General features: G+C 68.8%; 15 protein-coding genes. 11 read left to right on the top strand and 4 right to left on the bottom strand.

Features of this window, described 5'->3' with window-relative positions:
• Nucleotides 1–213 precede the first annotated feature (213 nt).
• A complete protein-coding gene (locus DIE06_RS07370) occupies nt 214–1095 on the top strand; it encodes a pirin family protein (RefSeq protein ID WP_124660825.1) in 882 nt (293 codons plus the stop codon).
• A gap of 52 nt (nt 1096–1147) precedes the next feature.
• Nucleotides 1148–1996 carry a thioredoxin gene (gene trxA / locus DIE06_RS07365; protein ID WP_124660824.1) on the top strand — a complete coding sequence of 283 codons (849 nt, stop codon included), beginning with the start codon at nt 1148–1150 and terminating at the stop codon, nt 1994–1996.
• A 109-nt stretch (nt 1997–2105) separates the two neighbouring features.
• Here the strand turns inward: trxA and tcdA are convergent, their stop codons facing one another.
• Nucleotides 2106–2963 carry a tRNA cyclic N6-threonylcarbamoyladenosine(37) synthase TcdA gene (gene tcdA / locus DIE06_RS07360; RefSeq protein ID WP_124660823.1) on the bottom strand — a complete coding sequence of 286 codons (858 nt, stop codon included), beginning with the start codon at nt 2961–2963 and terminating at the stop codon, nt 2106–2108.
• Nucleotides 2964–3091: 128 nt separating this feature from the next.
• Here tcdA and pdxH point away from each other — a divergent pair, with 128 nt between their 5' ends.
• From pdxH to DIE06_RS07345, 3 genes are all read left to right on the top strand, one after another.
• On the top strand, nt 3092–3736 hold the full coding sequence (pdxH, locus tag DIE06_RS07355) for a pyridoxamine 5'-phosphate oxidase (protein ID WP_124660822.1): 645 nt from the start codon (nt 3092–3094) through the stop codon (nt 3734–3736).
• 133 nt (nt 3737–3869) lie between these two features.
• Complete coding sequence (locus DIE06_RS07350; RefSeq protein WP_124660821.1) at nt 3870–5090, top strand: cyclopropane-fatty-acyl-phospholipid synthase family protein; 1221 nt, start codon at nt 3870–3872, stop codon at nt 5088–5090.
• A 23-nt stretch (nt 5091–5113) separates the two neighbouring features.
• Nucleotides 5114–6433 (top strand): DUF72 domain-containing protein, encoded by a 1320-nt coding sequence (locus DIE06_RS07345; RefSeq protein ID WP_124660820.1) that lies wholly within the window; start codon nt 5114–5116, stop codon nt 6431–6433.
• Nucleotides 6434–6488: 55 nt separating this feature from the next.
• Here DIE06_RS07345 and msrA read toward each other — a convergent pair whose 3' ends face one another.
• On the bottom strand, nt 6489–7049 hold the full coding sequence (gene msrA / locus DIE06_RS07340) for a peptide-methionine (S)-S-oxide reductase MsrA (protein ID WP_059527848.1): 561 nt from the start codon (nt 7047–7049) through the stop codon (nt 6489–6491).
• Nucleotides 7050–7603: 554 nt separating this feature from the next.
• Here msrA and DIE06_RS07335 point away from each other — a divergent pair.
• The 3 genes from DIE06_RS07335 (at nt 7604) to DIE06_RS07325 (ending at nt 10509) form a co-directional block, all read left to right on the top strand.
• Entirely contained in the window at nt 7604–9010 is a 1407-nt protein-coding gene (locus tag DIE06_RS07335; protein WP_124660819.1) for a selenium-binding protein SBP56-related protein, read from the top strand.
• Nucleotides 9007–9672, top strand: a complete 666-nt coding sequence (locus tag DIE06_RS07330) for a hypothetical protein (RefSeq protein ID WP_124660818.1) — start codon at nt 9007–9009, stop codon at nt 9670–9672. The genes DIE06_RS07335 and DIE06_RS07330 overlap by 4 nt, the downstream gene beginning before the upstream one ends.
• 327 nt (nt 9673–9999) lie before the next feature.
• Nucleotides 10000–10509 carry a flavin reductase family protein gene (locus DIE06_RS07325; protein ID WP_044844459.1) on the top strand — a complete coding sequence of 170 codons (510 nt, stop codon included), beginning with the start codon at nt 10000–10002 and terminating at the stop codon, nt 10507–10509.
• Here DIE06_RS07325 and DIE06_RS07320 read toward each other — a convergent pair.
• Nucleotides 10496–10996, bottom strand: coding sequence for an Lrp/AsnC family transcriptional regulator (locus DIE06_RS07320; protein ID WP_044844460.1), 501 nt, complete (start codon nt 10994–10996; stop codon nt 10496–10498). The genes DIE06_RS07325 and DIE06_RS07320 overlap by 14 nt on opposite strands.
• Nucleotides 10997–11126: 130 nt before the next feature.
• Here DIE06_RS07320 and kynB point away from each other — a divergent pair, with 130 nt between their 5' ends.
• The 3 genes from kynB (at nt 11127) to kynA (ending at nt 14053) form a co-directional block, all read left to right on the top strand.
• A complete protein-coding gene (kynB, locus tag DIE06_RS07315; protein ID WP_124660817.1) occupies nt 11127–11768 on the top strand; it encodes an arylformamidase in 642 nt (213 codons plus the stop codon).
• Nucleotides 11769–11793: 25 nt separating this feature from the next.
• Nucleotides 11794–13047, top strand: a complete 1254-nt coding sequence (kynU, locus tag DIE06_RS07310) for a kynureninase (RefSeq protein WP_409364488.1) — start codon at nt 11794–11796, stop codon at nt 13045–13047.
• Between the two features lie 79 nt (nt 13048–13126).
• Nucleotides 13127–14053, top strand: coding sequence for a tryptophan 2,3-dioxygenase (gene kynA, locus DIE06_RS07305; RefSeq protein WP_124660863.1), 927 nt, complete (start codon nt 13127–13129; stop codon nt 14051–14053).
• Nucleotides 14054–14074: 21 nt separating this feature from the next.
• On the opposite strand, the gene DIE06_RS07300 is transcribed toward kynA, so the two are convergent.
• Nucleotides 14075–15472, bottom strand: a complete 1398-nt coding sequence (locus DIE06_RS07300) for an MFS transporter (RefSeq protein WP_124660816.1) — start codon at nt 15470–15472, stop codon at nt 14075–14077.
• Between the last annotated feature and the right edge of the window lie 107 nt (nt 15473–15579).

Here is a 15579-nt window from a genome sequence, read left to right as displayed (position 1 = left end):
GGCCAGTCTACCGAATTTCGCCGTGCGGCCCGATACCCGCGCGGCGCGCATGGAATCTGCAACATGCGGCAACGAAACGGCAGCGGGAGCCGCATCGCGCGTGCCCGCTTGCGCCGGCACCGCCGTCGGGTGCTTGCGCCCCGCGTTGCGCGCGTCGCCGCCGTGCCGCCAGTACAATGACCGGCATTCCAGCTGTTGCCCGCGAGGCCCGCCATGACCGCTCCGATCAAAGCCCTGCTGAAGCCGCACATCCGCGACATCGGCAACCTGCAGGTGCGCCGCACGCTGCCCGCGCTCGCCGCGCGCCTTGTCGGCCCGTTCATCTTCTTCGATCACATGGGCCCCGCGACGCTGCCGGCCGGCACCGGGCTCGACGTGCGCCCGCATCCGCACATCGGGCTGGCCACCGTCACCTATTTGTTCGACGGCGCGATCCTGCACCGCGACAGCCTCGGCTCGCTGCAGGAAATCGTGCCGGGCGACGTGAACTGGATGACGGCCGGCCGCGGCATCGTGCACTCGGAGCGCACGCCCGACGCGCAGCGCGAGCGCGGCCATACCGTGCACGGGATCCAGACCTGGGTCGCGCTGCCCGTCGCCCACGAAACCACCGAGCCGTCGTTCGAACACCATGCGGCCGACACGCTGCCGAAGCGCAACGAGGACGGCGTGTCGCTGACGGTGATCGCCGGCGATGCGTTCGGCCTGCGCTCGCCCGTCACGACGTTCTCGCGCACGCTGTATGTCGCCGCGGAATTCGCGGCCGGCGGCAGCCTCGAACTCGACGCGTCGCACGAGGAGCGCGCGATCTACGTGGTCGGCGGCGACCTCTCGATCGACGGCACGCCGGTGCCGGCCGAGCAGATGGCCGTGCTCGCGCCCGGCGCCACCGTCACGCTCGCGAGCGGCAACGGCGCGCGCGCGATGCTGTTGGGCGGCGACAAGATCGACGGCGAACGCTTCATCGAATGGAACTTCGTCGCCAGTAGCCGCGACGCGATCGAGCGCGCGAAACAGGCGTGGACGAACCAGGAAATGGGCAAGGTGCCCGGCGAAACCGAGTGGATTCCGCTGCCCGAATCGAAGCCGCGTTGAAAAACGGGCGCGCCGCCCCCATCCTGACGACATTCGAACGGAAGAGAACGACATGGACACCACGCTTGCCACTTTCGAGAAAGACGTCATCGAGGCGTCGCTGGACACGCCCGTGCTGGTCGACTTCTGGGCGCCGTGGTGCGGCCCCTGCAAGACGCTCGGTCCGCTGCTCGAAAAGCTCGAAGCCGATTACGAAGGCCGCTGGAAACTCGTGAAGGTGAACGTCGACGAGAACCAGGAGCTCGCCGCGCACTTCCAGACACGCAGCATCCCGCATGTGATCGCGTTCGCCGACGGGCGCCCGGTCGACCAGTTCATCGGCGTGCTGCCGGAGGGCCAGTTGCGCGCGTTCCTCGACCGGCTGCTGCCGGCGCCCGACGAAGCCGAACGCCGCGCCGCGCAATACGCGATCGCCGAGTCGCGCTACGACGATGCGATTACCCACCTCGAGGCGGCGCTCGCGCTGACCCCCGGTTTCGACGACGCGCGGCTCGACCTGATCGAACTGCTGCTCGCGAACAACGAGGTGGACGCCGCGCGCGCCGAGGCCGAGCGCCTGTCGCCGCAGACCGTGCAGGCTGCCGATCCGCGCTACCAGGCCATCAAGACCCGTTTCGATGCGCTCGACGCGACGGCCGACCTGCCGCCGACCGATGCGCTCGAAGCACGCATCGAAGCGAACCCCGCCGATCTCGAAGCACGCTTCGACCTCGCACAGAGCCTGATCGCACGACGCGCGTACGAAGGAGCGCTCGAGCAGTTGCTGGAAATCGTGTTGCGCGACCGCGCGTATGGCGACGACCTCGGCCGCCGCACGATGATCTCGGTGTTCGAGCTGGCGGGCGATCGCCCCGAACTCGTCGCCGCATGGCGGCGCAAGCTGAGCATGGCGCTCAACTGACGAGCGACCGGCCGGGCCGCGATGGCCCGGCCGAATCGCCTTGTCACGCGCGGCGCGCGGCGGGCCTGCCGCGCCGCAACATTCCCCTGCGTGTCGATCGGCTCCCCGATCAGCCCGCCGCCCGCGCGGCGATCGCCCGCAGCGCATGCGCGGCGGCCGCGAAACCGAAGCTCGCGGTCACGCACACGCTCGAACCGAACCCCGCGCAGTTGAGCCCCGCGACATGCGCGGCGGCGGACGGTTCGGCACCGTCCTCGATGTCGCAAGCGGCCGCTTCCGGATAGATCAGCGGCTCGTCCGAATACACGGCGCTGACCTTGAAGCGCGCCTTCGGCCCGCGCGGAAAGCCGTGCTGCTTGCGCAGCTGCGCGCGCACTTTCGACAACAGCGGATCCTGGATCGTCAGCGCGAGATCGTCGATGCGGATGCGCGTCGGGTCGAGCTGCCCGCCCGCGCCGCCGACCGTGACGAGCGGCTGCCCTTTCGCGATGCACCAGGCGATCAGCGCGACCTTCGTGCGCACGCTGTCGATCGCGTCGATCACGTAGTCGAAGCCGCCGCCGAGCAGCGCGTCGAAGTTGTCGGGTTCCGCGAAATCCTCGATCCGGTTCACGCGGCACGCGGGATCGATCAGCGCGATCCGCTCGGCCATCGCGTCGACCTTCGGCTTGCCGTAATTGCCGTCGAGCGCGTGGATCTGCCGGTTCGTATTGCTTTCGGCGACGTTGTCGAGATCGATCAGCGTCAGCGTGCCGATCGCGCTGCGCGCGAGCGCCTCGGCCGTCCACGATCCGACGCCGCCGATGCCGATCACGGCAACGTGCGCACCCTCGAACGCGGCGAGCCCAGGGGCTCCGTACAGCCGCGCGATGCCGCCGAAGCGGCGTTCGCGATCCACGTCAAGCTGGATTGTCGGGGTCGGGGTAAGATCAGAGGAACTGGGCGGGGCAGTGTCGGCAGCGGACATGGCAGCAAGGAAAACGTAAGTCGAGCAGCCCTCTATTTTGCCTGAACTCCCCGTCGACACGCGCCACTGTGCACGCACGATTCTCGCGCGTTCGCTATACTGGCCCCAGATTGAAGCGTTTGCATAACATGACGACTCTCGCCGATCTCCGCATCAACTATTCGCGTGCTTCGCTCGACGAAGCCGATGCCGCCCCCGACCCCTTCGCCCAGTTCGATCGCTGGTTCAAGGAGGCGCTCGCCGCCAAGCTCCCCGAGCCCAATACGATGACGCTCGCCACCGTCGGCGACAACGGTCGGCCGTCGGCCCGAATTGTGCTCATCAAGGGCGTCGACGAACGCGGGTTCGTCTTCTTTACCAATTACGAAAGCCGCAAGGGCCGCGATCTCGCCGCCCATCCGCACGCGGCGCTGCTGTTCTACTGGATCGAGCTCGAGCGCCAGGTGCGCATCGAAGGCCGGATCGAGAAAACCAGCGCCGACGAAAGCGACCGCTATTTCGCGTCGCGCCCGCTCGGCTCGCGCATCGGTGCGTGGGCGTCCGATCAGAGCGCCGTGATCGACAGCCGCGCGACACTCGAAGCGCGCGAGAAGGAAGTCGCCGAACGCTACGGCGAGAACCCGCCACGGCCGCCGCACTGGGGCGGCTATCGCGTCGTGCCCGACGCGATCGAGTTCTGGCAGGGCCGCCCGTCGCGGCTGCACGACCGCCTGCTCTATACGCGCGACGCCGCGGCGGTGTCTGGCTGGACGATCTCGCGCCTGTCGCCGTAAGCCGAACCGCGGCCGCGGTGCCGGCGCTCGCCGGTCGTGTCTCGTGTTGCATCCGGGCGCCCGCCTCGCGAGAGGCGGGCGCCGGTCAAGATACTTGGCTGTATTCGATTCAACGAACAAACGGAGATTCCAAATGTTCTGGGAAAAGAAGCTGGCACAGTGGGCGGACGATGTACGAGCGAAGGCGAACATACCGGCGCGCCTCGTGCTGTGGAACGGCGATCAACTCGATTTCGGCACCTTCAGTGCACCGCAGGTCACGCTGAAGGTCAACAGCGCGTCGGCGTTGCCGCTCCTGCTCGAACCGAGCCTCGACAATCTCGGCGAGGCGTACGTGAAGGGCAAGATCGACATCGAAGGCCGGCTGTCGGACATCATCAACATCAGCTATTCGCTCGCGCGCAGCACGGTCACCAGCGCGAGCAAGCTCGCGCGCGTGAGGCGCTACTTCAATCACACGAAGAGCACCGACAGGAAGGCGATCCAGTATCACTACGACGTCTCGAACGCGTTCTACCAGCTGTGGCTCGACGAGAACATGGTGTACTCGTGCGCATACTTCGAGAACGGCGACGAGGATCTCGCGACCGCGCAGATCAAGAAAATCGACCACATCCTGACCAAGATCCAGCTCGAGCCCGGCCAGCGCCTGCTCGACATCGGCTGCGGCTGGGGCGCGCTCGTGCTGCGCGCCGCGCAGAAGTTCGGCGCGACGTGCCTGGGCGTGACGCTGTCGCAGAACCAGTTCGATCTCGCGACCGCGCGCGTGAAGGCCGCCGGGCTCGAGGACAAGATCGAGATCCGCCTGCAGGACTACCGCGAGATCGACGGGCAGTTCGACCGCATCACGAGCGTCGGGATGTTCGAGCACGTCGGACGCAAGAACCTGCCGCTCTATTTCTCGCGCGTGCACGACCTGCTGACCGACGACGGCATCGCGATGAACCACGGGATTACGTCGACCGACGCGGAAAGCGGCGAAACGGCGCTCGGCGGCGGCGAATTCATCGACCGCTACGTGTTCCCGGACGGCGAGCTGCCGCACATCAGCCTCGCGCTCGAAGCGGCGCAGCGCGGCGGGCTCGAGGCGATTGACGTCGAAAGCCTGCGGCGGCACTATGCGCGCACGCTCGAGATCTGGACCGAGAACTTCGAGGCGAAGGCGGAACAGGCGCGCGCGCTCGTCGACGACGAAAAATTCCGCATCTGGCGCGTGTACCTCGCCGGTTGCGCGTATGCGTTCGAGCACGACGACGTGTCGATCTTCCAGATCGTGTGCCGCAAGGCCGGACGCAGCGCGAAAACGCTGCCGTGGTCGCGGCGCTACATGTACGAAAACCCGCTGCCGCGCTAGGCGGCACTTCACGCTGGGCAGGCATGGGTGACGGCAGGACGCGGCGCAACACGCCGCCGCAACGACAGCAGCGCGACGAACCGGACGAGTCGCACGCCGACGGGCAGTTCGACCTGTTCGGCACGACGCCCGACGACGCGCGCGCGGCTGCGCCCGCGGAAGACGACCACCCTGCCGGCGCCGGCGACCGCGTGACGCCGGACGAGCGCGTCGCCGCGCAACCTGCAAAGTCGCCCGCGCGCGCAGGCCGTGCATCACCCCGCCCTTCCGCCGATCAGGAACCGGAACCGCCCCCCGCCTCCGGCCTGCTGTGGGACGAGCCGTCCCCGCCGGCCGCGCCGCCGAAGAAAGGCCGGCGCCGGCGCGGCGTGCCGCCCGCACCGGTTTCCGCGGAAGTCGCCGACGCGGCGGCCGCGCTGCCGCCGAATGTGCGGCTCGGCACGTCGTCGTGGTATTTCCCCGGCTGGGACGGCATCGTCTACGACGGCGACTTCGCGCAGACGAAACTGTCGCGCGAAGGGCTCGAGGCGTACGGCGCGCATCCGCTGCTGAAGAGCGTGAGCCTCGACCGGTCGTTCTACGGGCCGCTGTCGGTGGCCGACTACCTGCGCTACGCGCAACAGGTACCGGACGACTTCCGCTTCGTCGTGAAGGCACCGGCGTCCGTCACCGACGCGGTCGTGCGCGGCCGGCGCGGCGAGCCGTCGGGCCCGAACCCGACTTTCCTCGACGCGCCGCTCGCCACCCGGGAATTCGTGCAGCCGTGCCTCGAAGGGCTCGGCAGGAAGGCCGGTGTGCTGGTGTTCCAGTTTTCCCCGATGCCCGATCAACTGCTCGCCGAACCGGCCGCGCTGATCGACCGGCTGTCGGCGTTCTTCGCGGCACTGCCGCCGTTGCCGCTCGACGCCGACGGCACGCGCTACGCGATCGAGATCCGCGACGCGAGCCTGCTCACGCCGCGCTTCATCCGCGCGCTCGCGGCGCTCGGCGTGCGCTACTGCGTCGGCCTGCATGCACGGATGCCCGACCCGCTGCGCCAGGCGGCCGCGCTCGCGCTGCTCGACGGCGATGCGCCGGGCCCGCTGATCGTGCGCTGGAGCCTGCACGGCGGGTTCAAGTACGAACAGGCAAAAGCAAAGTACGAGCCGTTCGACAAGCTCGTCGACGAGGATCCGGCCACGCGCTCGGCGCTCGCCGAGCTGGCCGCGCGCTACGCGCTGGCCGGACAGCCGGTGATCATCACGATCAACAACAAGGCGGAAGGCTCCGCGCCGCTGTCGTGCCTCGCGCTCGCGCGCGAGATCGCCGCCGCGTGCGCGCACTGGCGCAGCGAGGCGGCGTAGGGGGCGTAGGGGGCGCGGCGCGGGTGCCCGCGCCGCTTGCGGACGGATGCGCCGATTACGCGCCGCGCAGCGACTTCAGCCGGTGCGAGAACTTCTGGCGGAATTTCGCGAGCTTCGGCCCGATCACGACCGAGCAGTAGCCCTGCCCCGGATTGCGCGCGTAATAGTTCTGGTGATAGTCCTCGGCCGGCCAGTAGTTGTCGTCGAGCGGCACGACCTGCGTGACGATCGGCTGCCCGAACACCTGCTCGCGCTCCAGTTCGCGGATCACGTCGAGCGCGACGTCGCGCTGCGCGTCCGAATGCGTGAACACGACCGAACGGTATTGCGTGCCGACGTCGTTGCCCTGCCGGTTCAGCTGGGTCGGATCGTGCGTCGCGAAGAAGATCTCCAGGATCTCGCGATAACCGATGCGCGCCGGATCGAACGTCACGTTGACGACCTCCGCGTGACCGGTGTCGCCGTCGCAGACGTCGCGATAGCCGGGATTGCGCGTATGGCCGCCTGCATAGCCCGACTGGACGGCCGTCACGCCGTCGACGTCGAGAAACACGGCTTCCGTGCACCAGAAGCACCCGCCGCCCACAGTCGCGGTTTCAAGCATCTCGTTCACCATGAATTCATTACCTCGTTGATGACGGCGGCCGGCACGCGGGCGCGCGCCGGCGCCGCCGGTCCGTATCGCCGCTGCCCGGTTGCCCGGCGCGAAGCGGCAGCGTCCAAGTATCTCACTCGCGCGCGAATCCGGCAGGACCGCACGCACGCCGCGCACCACCGGCCGCACGTTTCTCGACTACACTTAGGCACGCTTCGCCGCGACGGCACACCGTCCGGCTGCACGCAGCGTCCGATGCATGCCCGCCCTGATGCCAACATCATCTGCCGGAACATCGATATGCACGCCTCAGCAGAAATCGTCCGCATGGCGGGCCCGATCGCCGGTGCCGCGCGCGCCGTCGCTTTCGCCGCACCCTCACGTCGCCGTGCGCCCGCTGCGCCGCGCCCCGGTGCACCGCGTTTCTCCGCTTTTTCGATCTGATGCACCGCACCGCACGCCCTGCACATGCGTGCGGCCGCCGGCGCATTCGCGTCACGCAACCGGTTCGACCCGCACGTCCGCACTGAACGGCCGTGCGCCCGTGATCCGATACCACCGAGAGAGGCACTACGATGAGCATGCGGCCTGACCCGACATTTCACGCTTCGCCGGAACTCGCGATACAGGCGCCGGCGGAAGAATTTGCCTATACGTTGTTGCTGAGCCCCGATTTTTCCAGACCCGACGCGCTCGCCGTGATCGACGTGAAACCCGGCTCGGCGACCTACGGCAAGATCGTGCACACCGTGACGATGCCGAACAACGGCGACGAGTTTCACCACTTCGGCTGGAATGCGTGCTCGTCGTCGCTGTCGCCGCTGACCGGTCACGCGTTCCTCGAGCGCCGCTTCCTGATCATCCCGGGCCTGCGCTCGTCGCGGATCTACGTGATCGACACGAAGCCGCACCCGACGCAGGCGCGCATCCACAAGATCATCGAGCCCGACGAGGTGTTCGCGAAGACCGGCTATTCGCGGCCGCATACGGTCCACTGCGGCCCCGAGGGCATCTACGTGAGCACGCTTGGCGGCGCGGGCAAGGACGGCACCGACGGCGCGCCCGGCATCTTCATCATGGACTGCGAGACCTTCGACGTGCTCGGCCGCTGGGAAATCGATCGCGGCCCGCAGGACAAGCATTACGACTTCTGGTGGAACCTGCCGCGCGACTACATGGTGTCGAGCGAATGGGCGCTGCCGCCGCAATTCGAGAACGGCATCGTGCCGGAAGACCTGCTCGCGAACCGGTACGGCCACCGGCTGCATTTCTGGGACCTGCGCGCGCGGCGCAACGTGCAGACGATCGATCTCGGCGCGCACCACCAGATGGCGCTCGAGGTGCGGCCCGCGCACGATCCGGTGCGCGAATACGGGTTCGTCGGCGTCGTGGTCGACACGACCAATCTCGAAGGGTCGATCTGGACCTGGTGGCGCGAGGACGGCCAGTTCCATGTGAAGAAGACCGCGACGATTCCGCCCGAACCGGCCGCCGCCGACGAACTCCCGCCGCTGCTCAAGGGATTCGGCGCGGTGCCGCCGCTCGTGACCGACATCGACCTGTCGCTCGACGACCGCTTCCTGTACGTGTCGTGCTGGGGGACCGGCGAGATGCGCCAGTACGACGTGTCGGATCCGCATCACCCGGTGCTCGCGGGGTCGGTACGCATCGGCGGGATCGTGCGCCGCGCGCCGCACACAAACGGCCGCGCGTTCGCCGGTGGCCCGCAGATGGTCGAGATCAGCCGCGACGGCCGGCGCGTGTACTGGACCAACTCGCTGTACTCGACGTGGGACGACCAGTTCTATCCGGACGGCGTGCCGGCCGCGCAGGTGCTCGCGCATGCGGGGCCGGACGGCGGGCTGACGCTCGCCGACGACTACTGGGTCGACTTCCCCGACGGCTATCGCGCGCACCAGATCCGGCTCGAAGGCGGCGACTGCTCGACCGACTCGTTCTGCTATCCGTCGGTCAAGCGTTGAGCACCGGCCTCTCCGCGCCGCTCGCGCTGTGGGCGGCCGTGCTCGCGAGCGGCGTCTATCACGGGCTCAACCCGGCGATGGGCTGGCCGCTCGCGGTGTCGAACGCGCTGATGACGCGCCGCGGCGGCGCGCTCGTCGCGGCGCTTGGCTATCTCGCGCTCGGCCATGCGCTTGCGGTATTCATGGTGATGCTGCCATTCGGGCTGCTCGCCGCGCTGCTCGCGTGGCAGTCGGCGATCCGGATCGGCGCGAGCGCGCTCGTGATCGGCTTCGGCGCGGCGCTGCTGATCCGGCGGCGCCACCCGCGCGCGCTCGCGCGGATTCCGCCCGCGCGGCTCGGGCTGTGGTCGTTCGCGGTCGCGCTCGCGCATGGCGCGGGGCTGATGCTGGTGCCGATCTATCTGGGGCTTTGCGGGCTCGACACCGACGCCGGCCATCGCGCGGCGGCCACGCTCGTCGATGCGCATCTCGGGATGGCGCTCGTCGTCGCGGCCGTGCACGCGGCCGCGATGATCGGCGCGGGCGGCGTGCTCGCATGGCTGGTGTACCGCTATCTCGGGCTGAAGTTCGTCGCGCGGAGCTGGTTCAACCTCGATGCGGTGTGGGCGTCGAGCCTGATCCTGACGGGCGCGCTGTCGCTCGGGCTGGCGGCGGCGCGGTAGCGCAACGCGGCGACTGCCGCGGCGCTCGCGCATGATTCATGATGTGGCTGACGGCGTACCCGATGGGCGGGCCGCCGCAAGGGCGTAACAAAACACGACGGAAACGCCGCTGCGGGCACGATTGCAGCGCCGCGCGACAATGTTCGTTACCTCGCGCTGGCCCCGCAATCCACCGTCCGCACGGGCCCGGCGGTCACGATTCCGCTAAAATCGCGCCATGCGCACCACTTCCCGACCGACCGCCCTGGCCTTGCCGCCTTTCGTCCGCCGCGCCCCCCGCACCCGCCGCGCGCCGCGCCTGTCCGTTTCGATCCGGATGGCCGCCCGATGAAGCATGCCACTCCACCCGATTTCGATTCGGCCGCCTTTCGCCAGGCGCTCGGCCAGTTCGCGACCGGCGTCACCGTCATCACGACGCGTGCGCCGTCCGGGCAGCTGATCGGCATCACCGCGAGCTCGTTCAACTCGGTGTCGCTCGATCCGCCGCTCGTGCTGTGGAGTCTCGCGCACAAATCGGCGTCGACGCCGGTATTCCGCAGCAACAGCCATTACGTGGTGAACGTGCTCGCGGCGTCGCAACTCGACCTGTGCAAGCGCTTCTCGACCTACAAGGGCGACCGCTTCGAAGGGATCGCGCACGCGGCCGGCAACTCGGGGATGCCGGTGCTCGACGGCGCGCTCGCGTGGTTCGAATGCCACAACCGCAGCCGCTACGACGAAGGCGATCATGTGATCTTCGTCGGCGAAGTGGAACGCTGCGGCGTGCGTGCCGTATCGGATGCCGCACCGCCGCTCGTGTTCCACGGCGGCGGCTTCCACGGCCTCACACCGCTTTGATCGCCCCCATGCGCGCCAGCCCGACCGGCGCGCCCGCTTCGTCCTTCAGCGTCTGAAGCACGATGTTCGACCGGATGTCCATCACGCCCGGCGCCTTGTAGAGCCGATTCAGCACGAAATCCGAATAGTGCTTGAGGTTGTGCGCGAGCACGCGCAGCAGATAGTGGCTCTCGCCCGTCACGACGAACGCGCCGACCACCTCGGGCCATTCGCGCAGCGCTTCCGCGAAGCGCTCGTGCCATTGATTCTCTTCATTGCGCATCGACACCTGCACGAACGCCTCGAGTTCGAAACCGAGCTTCTCGCGGCTCAGGCACGCGCGATAGTGCTCGATCACGCCCTGCTCCTCGAGCAGGCGCATCCGGCGCAAACAGGCGGATGGCGAAAGCGAGATCCGTTCCGCCAGGTCGAGATTGCTGATTCTGCCCTCCTCCTGCAGTACCGCCAGAATCCGGCAGTCGGTGGCATCGAGCGTGATCGCGTGCATTTCTGGTCCCCGTTTTCCATCCGATTCGAATTATCTGCCAATCGGGCGGTTTGTCCATGTTTATTTCGCAAGCACTTTCTGCGAGCGTCCACCTATCATTCGAAGCATCGATTCACCGCTTCGTCATGCCATGGACACACTCTGGGACATCTCGCCGCCCGTCAGCCCCGCCACCCCCGTGTGGCCGGGCGACACGCCGGTTTCCGTCGAACGCGTATGGCGGATGGAGGCCGGCTCGCCGGTCAACATCGCGCGCCTGACGCTGTCGCCACACACGGGCGCGCACTGCGATGCGCCGCTCCACTACGACGCCGACGGCGCGCCGATCGGCGCGGTGCCGCTCGATACCTATCTCGGCCCGTGCCGCGTGATCCATTGCATCGGCGCGTCGCCGGTCGTGCGACCGGCCGACCTCGAGGCCGCGCTCGACCGCGTGCCGCCGCGCGTGCTGCTGCGCACCTATGCGCGCGCCAGCGTCGAGCAATGGGACAACGGCTTCTGCGCGGTCGCGCCCGAGACCGTCGACCTGCTCGCCGCGCGCGGCGTCAAGCTGATCGGCATCGACACGCCGTCGCTCGACCCGCAGGAATCGAAGACCATGGACGCGCATCACCGCGTGCGCGCGCACCGGATGGCGATCCTCGAAGGGATCGTGCTCGACGACGTGCCGCCCGGCGACTACGAACTGATCGCGCTGCCGCTGAAGTTCGCGACGCTCGACGCGAGCCCCGTGCGCGCGGTGCTGCGCGCGCTGCCCGGCCGATCCGCCTGATTAACCGAACCACTGACCCGACATCATGATCAAGACCCGTGAAGACGCGCTCGCCCTCGACCGTGACGACCCGCTCGCCGCGCTGCGCAACCAGTTCGCGCTGCCCGACGGCGTGATCTATCTCGACGGCAACTCGCTCGGCGCGCAGCCGCGCGCATCGGCCGCCCGCGCGCAAGAAGTGATCGGCGCCGAATGGGGCGAAGGCCTGATCCGCAGCTGGAACACCGCCGGCTGGTTCGCGCTGCCGCGCCGCCTCGGCGACAAGCTCGCGACGCTGATCGGCGGCGCGCCCGGCGAGACCGTCGTGACCGACACCATCTCGATCAACCTGTTCAAGCTGCTGTCGGCGATGCTGCGCCACCAGGCCGAGCGCGCGCCGGAGCGCCGCGTGATCGTGTCGGAGCGCTCGAACTTCCCGACCGACCTGTACATCGCGCAAGGGCTGATCGAACAGCTCGGCGGCGACTATGAGCTGCGCCTGATCGACGATCCGGCGGACCTGCCCGACGCGCTCGGCGCGGATACGGCCATCGCGATGATCACGCACGTGAACTACCGCACCGGCTACATGCACGACATGCCGGCCGTCACGCAGCTGGTGCACGACGCGGGCGCGCTGATGCTGTGGGATCTCGCGCACTCGGCCGGCGCTGTGCCGGTCGATCTGAACGGCGCGCATGCGGACGGCGCGGTCGGCTGCACGTACAAGTACCTGAACGGCGGCCCCGGTTCGCCGGCGTTCGTGTGGGTGCCGCACCGCCATCACGCGCATTTCTCGCAGCCGCTGTCGGGCTGGTGGGGCCACCGCGCACCGTTCGCGATGCAGCCGGCCTTCGCGCCCGATCCGGGCATCGCGCGCTTCCTGTGCGGCACGCAGCCGATCGTGTCGATGTCGATGGTCGAATGCGGGCTCGACGTGTTCCTGCAGACCGACATGCACGCGATCCGCCGCAAGTCGCTCGCGCTCACCGACGCGTTCATCGCGCTCGTCGAAGCGCGCTGCGCGGGCCTGTCGCTGAAGCTCGTCACGCCGCGCGCGCATCACCAGCGCGGCTCGCAGGCGAGCTTCGAGCATCCGCACGGCTACGAGGTGATGCAGGCGCTGATCGCGCGCGGCGTGATCGGCGACTACCGCGAGCCGCACGTGCTGCGCTTCGGCTTCACGCCGCTCTATACGCGCTTCGTCGACGTGTGGGATGCCGTCGAGACGCTGCGCGACATTCTCGCCACCGACGCGTGGAAGGCACCCGAGTTCGCCGAGCGCGGCGCGGTGACCTGATCGGCGTCGCCCGGCGCGCGCAGGCCGCGCGCCGCGCCCCCGTCATTCAAATCTGGAGAGAGTCGTGAATTCTGGTCATATGCAGCCACCCGGCGACGAAGCGCCGGCGGGCTGCCCGTTCTCGGGCGCACGCGCGGCCCACCCCGCTCATGAAGCCCCGCACGTGCCGGGCGATGCCACGGCGCAAGCCGGCTGGCACGACGCGCAACTCGATTTCTCGAAGTCGATGAGCTACGGCGACTACCTGTCGCTGAATTCGATCCTCGACGCGCAGCATCCGCTGTCGCCCGATCACAACGAGATGCTGTTCATCATCCAGCATCAGACGAGCGAGCTGTGGATGAAGCTCGCGCTGTTCGAGCTGCGCGGCGCGCTCGACGCGGTGCGCGGCGACGCGCTGCCGCCCGCGTTCAAGATGCTCGCGCGCGTGTCGCGGATCCTCGAGCAGCTCGTGCAGGCGTGGAACGTGCTGTCGACGATGACGCCGTCCGAGTATTCGGCGATGCGGCCGTATCTCGGTCAGTCGTCGGGCTTCCAGTCGTATCAGTACCGGCAGCTCGAATTCCTGCTCGGCAACAAGAACGTGCAGATGCTGCAGCCGCATGCGCACCGGCCCGACATCCTCGAACAGGTGCGCGCGACGCTCGAGGCGCCGTCGTTCTACGACGAGGTCGTGCGCCTGCTCGCACGGCGCGGCTTCCCGATCGCGCCCGAGCGGCTCGAGCGCGACTGGACGCAGCCGATGCGTCACGACGAAACCGTCGAGGCCGCGTGGCTCGAGGTCTATCGTCACCCGCAGCAGCACTGGGAGCTGTACGAAATGGCCGAGGAACTCGTCGATCTCGAGGATGCGTTCCGCCAGTGGCGTTTCCGTCACGTAACGACCGTCGAGCGCATCATCGGCTTCAAGCAGGGCACCGGCGGCACGAGCGGCGCACCGTATCTTCGCAAGATGCTCGACGTCGTGCTGTTCCCCGAGCTATGGCACGTGCGCACCACGCTGTAACGCACGCCGTGCGCCCGCGCATCATGACGACGTGCGGGCCAGTTCGTCCCCTTCGCGCGGCGACGCACGTTCGTGCGCCAGCCGCGGAATGTGCCGCCGCATCGCGAGCAGCGCGATGCACACCACGCCCATCGCGGCGGCCAGCATCGTCAGGTACGCGGTCGCACCGCCCGTGGTGATCACGAGCGCGCCCGCGAACGCGCTCAGGATCGCGCCGAGCCGGCCGAACGCGAGCGCGCTCGCGGTGCCGGTCGCCCGCACCGCCGTCGGGTAGATGTACGCGCAGAGCGCATACATCGTCGACTGCACCGCGTTGACGAACAGCCCGTGCAGGCCGAGCCCGACGATCAGCCAGCCCGTGTGGCGTCCCGCATCCACGCCCATCAGCCACACCGCGCTCACGGCGCCGCCGATGCTGCACAGCGCGAGCGGCCAGCGCGAACCAGCATGCGCGATCGCCCATGCACACAACAGCGCGCCGATCACGCCGCCGAGGTTGTATGCGGTGAGTCCCGAGCCCGCGACCGACACGCTCAGCCCGCTCGCGGCCAGCATCGTCGGCAGCCAGCTGAATGCCGCATACACCGCGAGCAGGCACATGAAGAACGCGCACCACAACGCGATCGTGTCGCGCGCTTGCCCGCCGGCGAACAGCGCACCGAACCCGCCTCGTGCGCCTGGCGCGCGTGCATCGCGCAGATCGGTGAACGCGGTGCCGGGTGCGACGGGCCGCTGCATGCGCGCGAGCAGCGCGCCGAGTTCCGGCCAGCGCGCGGGGCGACGCGCCAGGTAGCGCGGCGATTCGGGCAGCGCGCGCACCAGCACGAAGCCGAGCACGAGCGGCAGCGCGCCGCCCGCGAAGAACAGCCCGCGCCAGCCGTAGCGCGGCAGCACCTCGTGCGCGAACAACCCGGCCAGCATGCCGCCGAGCGGCACGCAGACGATCGTCGCCGTCACCATCATCGTGCGGCGCCGCGCGGGCGTGTATTCGGCCGTCATCGTCGTGGCCGTCGGCAGCGCGCCGCCGATCCCGAGCCCCGCGCAGAAACGCAGCATCGCGATCGCCGCGACATCCGGCGCGAAGCCGATCGCGCAGGTCGCGACGCCAAACAGGAACACGCTGCCGATCACGGCCTGGCGGCGCCCGAAACGATCCGCGACGAGCCCCGCGCACGCGCTGCCGATACCCATCCCGATCAGCCCGGCGGCTACCGCCGGCGCGAACGCGCCGCGCGTGATCCCCCATTCGCGGATCAGCACCGGAATCGCGAAGCCGATCAACTGGCCGTCGAAGCCGTCGAGCACGATCGCGAGCGCGGCGAGCAGCACCACGCAACGCTGCATCGACGTGAACGGGCCATCGTCGAGCGTCGCGCCGATGTCGACCGGCGGCGGCTGCAGTCCGTCGCGCGTGCTCATGCGACCTCCCGGGTGCCACGCATCGGCGGCAACGTGCGCGAACGGCGCGCGGCAAGACAACGGCATTTGCTGACTTTCATGGCGTCTCCAGTTGCCCGGGCTGGCGC

Source organism: Burkholderia sp. Bp8998 (assembly GCF_003854235.1).
GTDB lineage: Bacteria > Pseudomonadota > Gammaproteobacteria > Burkholderiales > Burkholderiaceae > Burkholderia.
Note: the sequence above shows the minus strand (reverse complement) of the source record. Positions and strands in the feature narration are given on the sequence as shown.

Bases quoted from the DNA above. Each gene is read 5' to 3' on its own strand.
- DIE06_RS07370 (WP_124660825.1), top strand. From the start codon at position 214: ATGACCGCTCCGATCAAAGCCCTGCTGAAGCCGCACATCCGCGACATC.
- trxA (WP_124660824.1), top strand. From the start codon at position 1,148: ATGGACACCACGCTTGCCACTTTCGAGAAAGACGTCATCGAGGCGTCG.
- tcdA (WP_124660823.1), bottom strand. From the start codon at position 2,963: ATGTCCGCTGCCGACACTGCCCCGCCCAGTTCCTCTGATCTTACCCCG.
- pdxH (WP_124660822.1), top strand. From the start codon at position 3,092: ATGACGACTCTCGCCGATCTCCGCATCAACTATTCGCGTGCTTCGCTC.
- DIE06_RS07350 (WP_124660821.1), top strand. From the start codon at position 3,870: ATGTTCTGGGAAAAGAAGCTGGCACAGTGGGCGGACGATGTACGAGCG.
- DIE06_RS07345 (WP_124660820.1), top strand. From the start codon at position 5,114: ATGGGTGACGGCAGGACGCGGCGCAACACGCCGCCGCAACGACAGCAG.
- msrA (WP_059527848.1), bottom strand. From the start codon at position 7,049: ATGGTGAACGAGATGCTTGAAACCGCGACTGTGGGCGGCGGGTGCTTC.
- DIE06_RS07335 (WP_124660819.1), top strand. From the start codon at position 7,604: ATGAGCATGCGGCCTGACCCGACATTTCACGCTTCGCCGGAACTCGCG.
- DIE06_RS07325 (WP_044844459.1), top strand. From the start codon at position 10,000: ATGAAGCATGCCACTCCACCCGATTTCGATTCGGCCGCCTTTCGCCAG.
- DIE06_RS07320 (WP_044844460.1), bottom strand. From the start codon at position 10,996: ATGCACGCGATCACGCTCGATGCCACCGACTGCCGGATTCTGGCGGTA.
- kynB (WP_124660817.1), top strand. From the start codon at position 11,127: ATGGACACACTCTGGGACATCTCGCCGCCCGTCAGCCCCGCCACCCCC.
- kynU (WP_409364488.1), top strand. From the start codon at position 11,794: ATGATCAAGACCCGTGAAGACGCGCTCGCCCTCGACCGTGACGACCCG.
- kynA (WP_124660863.1), top strand. From the start codon at position 13,127: ATGCAGCCACCCGGCGACGAAGCGCCGGCGGGCTGCCCGTTCTCGGGC.
- DIE06_RS07300 (WP_124660816.1), bottom strand. From the start codon at position 15,472: ATGAGCACGCGCGACGGACTGCAGCCGCCGCCGGTCGACATCGGCGCG.